Here is a 616-nt window from a genome sequence, read left to right on the forward strand (position 1 = left end):
TGCATTACTTCATAAGCTACTTCTACAGGGTTAGCATAACCTTTAAGAGCCCCTATAGATCCTGTACGCAAATCATCACCATCCATTACAGAAGCATCTAAAGTTACACTGCCTAGGATATCAGGCCAAGATCCTCTACCAACGGTTTTTATAGTTGTGTCATTTTCTACAAGTTTGATACCTTCAATCATAGCCCGAAGGCCATTTTCTTTATTTTGGAGTCGTTTAAAAGCTTCAGGTACGCCACCACGACCTTCATCATTCGCAATTAGAATCATTTTTATACCCTAAGTTTAGTAAGTTTTTTTAATATCGGAGTTAACGCAAGTAATATAACAGCCACAATAGTTGCTGCAATAAAAAGTTTAAAATATCCTGATGCAAAGCTACTTGCTGGAGTGTTCTTTGTAACCGCTATATGTGAGCTTATTACGCCACAAAAAAATCCTGCATAAGCACTGATCGTCCACCATACTCCCATCATTGTAGATTTTAAATGCTCTGGAGCTAGTCGAGTAACAAGCGCTAAACCAACTGGTGAAATACATAGTTCACCAAAGACTAGCATTAAATAGCATAGTAATAGCCATATTACATTTGCATGACCAGCATGACC

Annotated in this window: 2 protein-coding genes; both read right to left on the reverse strand. The window is 38.0% G+C overall.

Going from position 1 to position 616, the window contains the following annotated elements:
* Positions 1-278: isoaspartyl peptidase/L-asparaginase (locus DNK84_RS13705; RefSeq protein WP_208123350.1), on the reverse strand; the 278-nt coding region annotated here is incomplete at its 3' end.
* A gap of 2 nt (positions 279-280) precedes the next feature.
* A partial coding sequence (locus DNK84_RS13710; protein ID WP_162902515.1) for a peptide MFS transporter occupies positions 281-616 on the reverse strand: 336 nt, incomplete at its 5' end.

This window comes from Facilibium subflavum, assembly GCF_003574485.1.
Classification (GTDB): domain Bacteria; phylum Pseudomonadota; class Gammaproteobacteria; order Francisellales; family Francisellaceae; genus Facilibium; species Facilibium subflavum.